This window comes from Staphylococcus simiae, assembly GCF_002902085.1.
In the GTDB taxonomy this organism is placed as follows: Bacteria; Bacillota; Bacilli; order Staphylococcales; family Staphylococcaceae; genus Staphylococcus; species Staphylococcus simiae.
Genome location: NZ_PPQR01000103.1, coordinates 1 through 321 on the forward strand (window position 1 = coordinate 1; position 321 = coordinate 321).

General features: G+C 46.7%; 1 rRNA gene. It reads right to left on the bottom strand.

Annotated elements, in window-relative coordinates:
* Nucleotides 1-312: ribosomal RNA gene (locus CD113_RS11115) — 23S ribosomal RNA — on the bottom strand; the annotation flags it as partial.
* Nucleotides 313-321: the final 9 nt, after the last annotated feature.

The following is a 321-nucleotide window of genomic DNA, read 5'->3' on the forward strand; positions in this document are numbered from 1 at the left end:
CAGAGTGTCCTACAACCCCAACAAGCAAGCTTGTTGGTTTGGGCTCTTCCCGTTTCGCTCGCCGCTACTCAGGGAATCGATTTTTCTTTCTCTTCCTCCGGGTACTAAGATGTTTCAGTTCTCCGGGTGTGCCTTCTGATATGCTATGTATTCACATATCGATAACATGACATAACTCATGCTGGGTTTCCCCATTCGGAAATCTCTGGATCAACGCTTACTTACAGCTACCCAAAGCATATCGTCGTTAGTAACGTCCTTCATCGGCTTCTAGTGCCAAGGCATCCACCGTGCGCCCTTAATAACTTAATCTATGTTTCC